Below are 5,586 nucleotides of genomic sequence, written 5' to 3' on the forward strand. Positions count from 1 at the left end.
GCTACTCAATTCCCGGTGAGGTAAATTAGGAATTATCGTACCCTGGCCGCTTTTTTGTCCTTGACCTTCGGCCAAAAAGAGTAAAGTATCGGCGACTCTGGAGAGACTATCGGCCTCCCGTAAACGTAAACGCCGGTTAAGTTGACGCAAACGCCTGGCCATTAATTGAGAAAGATGAATTCCCGCTAAAGGTTCCGATGTGAGCAGATTAATAAAATCTTGGGCGGGAATACTACTAATTGTGGCCGTGGTTAAGGTGATAGCATCGGTGGAGCGGGTAGATTCGTCTAAAGCGGCCATTTCTCCGACTATTTCCCCTTTACCGACGATATTTAAGGTGACTTCTCTACCCGACGTATCGTAAGTACGAATTTTCACCCAACCATCCAGAATAAAGTAAACCGAACCACCCCAATCATTTTCTAATAAAATCGCCTGATTAGCAGGATGAGTGCGGGTGACAGCATGAGAAGTAACTTGAGCGAGGTTTTCAGGGGGCAAACCGACAAATAAAGTGGCTGTATCTAATAATTTTTGAATTTCTGCTGATTTTTCGGCAGGACAGCATTTTTCTTCCATGGTTTAATATTTAAATTTTGTCGGTTTTAGGCAGGTGATTCTACAATGGAAAGTTGTGGATATTTTTAGTTATCTGAGTAGCTAGACACAATTAATTACACATATCTAACTACCTCTTGCCTCTTGCATGAGTGCCTATCCTAACCAAGAAGTTAATTTTGCCCTATTACTTAGTGACCGATAAAAATGAGACCAGCCTAGTTATCTAACTTATTTTGGCACACTTTTTTCTCATAATCGATCATAACTGATCATCATTTATCGCCCTAACATCATTGGTAATAGTAACGATAATTCTTCGCAGCTTCGCACCTTGAAACTCGCAAGGAATCTCGTGTTTATATCGAGTTAGGAAGTTAGGAGTATGATTTGAGAAAGTTCTGATAATATCGACATTTTGTTCGATGTTATTAATATACAGTTTCATCTCATATATCGTGCTGTCACTCAACTTTTCATCGGAAGGAGCGATTATCTTTGGTTTGGCAAATTCAACTTTGAGTTTCACCTCGCCACTAAGACGAGGAAGATCACAAGTGATCTTCTGTTGTTGCCCTAACCAGTTATAGACATAACATAGTTTTCCCTGATAGATGTAGAAACCATGTTCACCAAAATATCCGCCGTGCGCCATCAGAACAGCCTGTAAGTCCCCTTTAGCTTTGGAGAAATCAATAGCTGCTTCGATCGCATAGAAACGAGTGCTAATATTAGGAGCAACAGCCTCGTAAATTTCTGATACCCCTGGATAATAGGTATAGCTAAATGTGGTATATTTTGGAGCATCAGAAAATGCCGGGGGACGTAATTGAGGAATTTCTCCACCCAATACCGCAGACCCAGAGCAATCTTCAAGGGGCATATATTGTTTAGCCATCGAAATCTCCTGAGTAATTGATAACGGAAAAAAGTGAGAGATTTAACTGGAATTACACTGATGGACAAAATTAACAAACCAACTCTGCTGTAACTCATACTACTCACTCCGCTATGCTAAGATGATCCAAAAAACGCAAGTTTTTAAATTGATGGGCAAAAAAAAATGATTTCACTCAATAACCAAATAGTTATATATAGATGTTTATTTTTGACAATAAGACCGATATTTTCATTAATTCTCAGGAATTAACCTTTAAAAGTGAATATGTTTGTGACTTTTCTCGCTATTTTCAGAATCGAGAATTTCTCAACTTAGATGCTTTACAACTCAGTGGCGATTATTTTGAAGGGTATCTTTCAAGGATCATCACCAATGAAGTGATGTTAGAGTTAGCTCAACGTAATTGTTTAACGAATGTTGCAGGAGTAATCCATTCTCAAATGTGGTGTTTTGCGATTCCTCTTCAAGTGAATTCTGTCTTCTTCCAAAATTTGTACCCATTAGAAAATAACTATCTGGGGATTATGCCCCCTAAATCAGAAATTTCCGTTTTTCAACGGCCTTTTTCCAATCGTTTTCATCTTTACGTTAATGATAATTATCTGCAGCAATTGTGCCAAACTTTAGAGCTATCAGAAGCGAAAAAGTTTTTAAATGCTTCCGCTTCTTCTATTGTGATTTGCCCATCGGAAAAAATTCGTCATCTCCAACAATCTTGTCATCAACTTTATCAAATGCTATTTAATTTAAATCGCCAACAAATATCTGAGCAAAGAAAAGCATTAATATTGAATTTTGTCAATCAAAAATTAAAAGAAGAAATTGTCAAAGATTTTCTTTTGACTTTAGCAGTAACCAAAGATATTAAACCTCCTAAAAACACTATCAGACGCACCTCTATCCTCAAAAAAGCCGAAGAAATGATGAGAAAAAATCTGCGTTCTGATCTTACTATTCCAACGATTTGTCAAGAACTAGAAGTAAGTCAACGCACCTTAGAATATATATTTAAAGACTTCTATCAAATGTCTCCTTACAATTATTTTAAATTGCTTCGTCTTAATGCTTTACATCAATCTCTTAACCAAAATAATCAGACAAAATTAATTCATGAAATTGCTGAAGAATTAGGTTTTTTTCACCGAGGATATCTGGCATCTGATTATAAAAAACTGTTTGGTTACTTCCCCTCGGAAACCTAAAAAAGGGAAAAAGTACCTGAATTTTCCCCCCGATCACTTCAAGGACTGGCACTTTTTGATTTTCAAAAAGTCTAAAAGTCTTATCGAACAAGGTTTTTAGATTTATTCAGCAAGCTCTACATACTTAAGAAAATCTGATTGACAGTGAGATTTAATTCCGTGAAAGTCTGGGAGATCAGGCGATCGCTGTCTCGAAATTGTCGAATTTGATATTCTTCCTCAACTAAGCGACAAACAGAGATTGTCGGTTGTTTAGGAGTGCCGAGAAAATTACGCCCACCCAAGGCTGCATAATCGACAATCCAATATTCAGGAATACCCATTTCTTCATAATCAGCAAATTTTAAGTAGTAATCATCACGCCAGTTAGTCGATACGACTTCAATGATCAGAGGGATAGATGCACCATCCCTAAGGATTGATTCTTTTTTCCATAATTTTTCCTGAGCAAGATTTGTTCGATTTAGCACTAATACATCAGGAAAATAACCAGAATTTTTACCAGCAGGTCTGACAATCGCTTGGTTAGGAATTAAATAAGGAAGTCCTAGTCTATCAATTATTCCACTGAGTTTAACAGTTAAAAATCCTTTGATTTCTTCGTGTTCTCCTGCGGGTTGTGCCATTTCAATAATATTTCCATTGTGTAGCTCATAACGCAATCCAGAATTTTCAGGAAGCCAAAGAACGAATTCCTCGAAATTAACAGTTTTAGGTAAGGTTTGGCTCATAGCTGACAAAATAGCATTCTCTCTCTACTAACTTCCTTGGCTCTATTTTAGCTTAAATGTAAGGTGGGCATTGCCCACCCTACAAACTCTCTACACAATCTTTGATCGCACTATCGAGGCTGCGCCCCTATATTGCACCTAGTGTGATTGGTAGGGGCGTATAGTGTACGCCCTTTCTTCGATCAGATTTGCTGATCACCATAACCTCAAGAGAGCCATTAATAATTGGCCCCATCGAGATTAATTTACTTAACTCCCACTAAAAAAGTTGTACCGATCGCCATAATTGCCAATCCGATTAACTTGCTAATTAGAGTTGCTTGCTTGGCTAATTTTTCCTTGATGACACTGCCAAGGAAAAAAGCACCAGATGCGATCGCTAATTGCATGACGGTAAAACCAATTAAATAGGCAACTAAAGCGGCAACCCGCGCCCCGATAATTGATTCTCCGTAGGCATAACCGTGGAAAATTCCCGCGAGCATTGCCAAAGTTGCCAGGGCGATCGTATAGAGATTAGAATGAGTTTGTAAACCTTTTTTCAGGGTTAAAATCACGCCAAAAATCACCACGGAAAGGGCAATAATCCCTTCAGGAAAAAGTAAATTTATCCCCTGTAAATGAATACCCGTCCCGATTAAAGTGGCAATCGCAAAAGCGATCGGAATTAATAAACCCTGTTCCATCCCCACAGCAATTAAACCACTAGCCACCACAAAAGCTAAATGATCTAAACCGATAACCGGGTGAGCTAAACCCGATAAAAATCCGTTCAAAAAATTATCGGGAGTTTGCCCTCCCATGTCATGATGGGCGAGGGTTTTGCTGGCAAAAATTAACAGGAAGATAGGGACAATAGTTAATATCTTTGTCCAACTTTGACGAAAAATTATCTTCATTGATTACCTCAAAATTATGATTTGGAAACCCGCGCAACAATCGCCCGGTGTCGGGGACTGGTGGGGGTGATGATCGGTGGTTGAAACCCGGCTTCAGCTAATGCCTGTTCAATATCAAGAGTAAAATATTGATCGAGATAGGGTTCGGTACTCTTGAGTAAGGTTAGGACATAAGGGGGCATTTTTCGATAAATTTCCGAGCGCGGATTCATATCCATCAGCGTCAAATAACCCCCCGATCGCAATAAACGACGCGCTTCGGCGAAAATTTCTCTAGTAGCCTGTTGGGGTAGTTCGTGGAACATTAAGAACGAAGATACCAGATCGTAGGACTGACTAGGTAATTGAGTTTTTTCTGCGGCTGCGTGTTGCCATTGAATCGTCTTTTGTTTTTGTTGAGCTTGGTATTGGGCAACGGCTAAATAGTAGGGAGAGAGATCTAAACCAGTTACCCGCGCTTGAGGATAAGTATCTTGCAGTGCGAAGCTGCTCATGCCGACACTACAGCCTAAATCGACAATATCGTTAATTTCTGCCTTGATTTGCTCCTTCAATATCCGGTGATATTCCCGTCGCAATCGCGGATCGCCGTCAATCCCCGCCCCAGGCCAAATGGTAGAATGGACAGCATAGGCGGCAGATTCTACCTCAAAAGCTGGCAACCAGTCTAAATTGCCCTTTTCGTAAGCGTGGAAAGAACAAACGTAGTATTCGGGATAGACGAGAGCGGGATTTTCTACCGCTTGCAGTTCCCGACTCCAATCCCGTTGCTGCCATTGTTTGACGGTTTCTCGCCAAGGTACGCCTAGTTTTTCGGCTCTTTTAATCATCATATTGCGCGCCTGATAGCGAGCGATGTCAAAAAGCGGTTTTATGCCGAGAATACGGTTAACTAGACCAGAAACAGGATTAAAGGAGGCTGAAACGGGTGTAACTGTCATAGAAAAGCTTCGATCGTAAATTTTCCCTTTCTCATCACTTTACTAAATTGTCTGTCAAAAGTTGATAGAGCAGCCTAGTTTCGTAAAACAGCAAGGGACACAGTCCATCCTTACCCAGTGCTTTAAAACTTGGCAACTCTTGGTTGACTTCGATTTTTTGCCCGGTTTTCTCGTTTCGAGTGAAATAGGTGTGATTTCTGGAATTTAACCAAGAGTCTTTAAGTTTAGCGACAATCTCAGTTTTAGCGGGTTTATTAGGACAAATATACTTTAGACGTTCATAATCTGAGATTTATTAAACTTCTGAAATCGTAGAGTGAGCAAGGAATCCAGTTCTTTTTTATGTTTCAGATG

The 5,586-nt window shown here is 39.7% G+C and carries 6 protein-coding genes; 1 reads left to right on the forward strand and 5 read right to left on the reverse strand.

The annotated features are described in order from the left end of the window. Both BGL89_RS08050 and BGL89_RS08055 read right to left on the reverse strand, forming a co-directional pair. Positions 1-579 (reverse strand): Crp/Fnr family transcriptional regulator (locus tag BGL89_RS08050; protein WP_286825272.1); only part of this gene is annotated, 579 nt, incomplete at its 3' end. Between the two features lie 241 nt (positions 580-820). Then, positions 821-1,456: a hypothetical protein gene (locus BGL89_RS08055; protein ID WP_286825273.1), complete on the reverse strand. Its 636-nt coding sequence runs from the start codon at positions 1,454-1,456 to the stop codon at positions 821-823. Between the two features lie 200 nt (positions 1,457-1,656). On the opposite strand from BGL89_RS08055, the gene BGL89_RS08060 reads away from it, so the two are divergent. Further along, positions 1,657-2,661 carry a helix-turn-helix domain-containing protein gene (locus tag BGL89_RS08060; RefSeq protein ID WP_286825274.1) on the forward strand — a complete coding sequence of 335 codons (1,005 nt, stop codon included), beginning with the start codon at positions 1,657-1,659 and terminating at the stop codon, positions 2,659-2,661. A gap of 116 nt (positions 2,662-2,777) precedes the next feature. On the opposite strand, the gene BGL89_RS08065 is transcribed toward BGL89_RS08060, so the two are convergent. From BGL89_RS08065 to BGL89_RS08075, 3 genes are all read right to left on the reverse strand, one after another. After that, positions 2,778-3,392 (reverse strand): Uma2 family endonuclease, encoded by a 615-nt coding sequence (locus BGL89_RS08065; RefSeq protein WP_286825275.1) that lies wholly within the window; start codon positions 3,390-3,392, stop codon positions 2,778-2,780. 245 nt (positions 3,393-3,637) lie between these two features. After that, positions 3,638-4,291, reverse strand: coding sequence for a HupE/UreJ family protein (locus BGL89_RS08070; RefSeq protein WP_286825276.1), 654 nt, complete (start codon positions 4,289-4,291; stop codon positions 3,638-3,640). 14 nt (positions 4,292-4,305) lie between these two features. Then, complete coding sequence (locus BGL89_RS08075; RefSeq protein ID WP_286825277.1) at positions 4,306-5,232, reverse strand: methyltransferase domain-containing protein; 927 nt, start codon at positions 5,230-5,232, stop codon at positions 4,306-4,308. Positions 5,233-5,586 lie beyond the last annotated feature (354 nt).

The organism is Microcystis sp. LSC13-02 (assembly GCA_002282935.1).
Lineage (GTDB): Bacteria > Cyanobacteriota > Cyanobacteriia > Cyanobacteriales > Microcystaceae > Microcystis.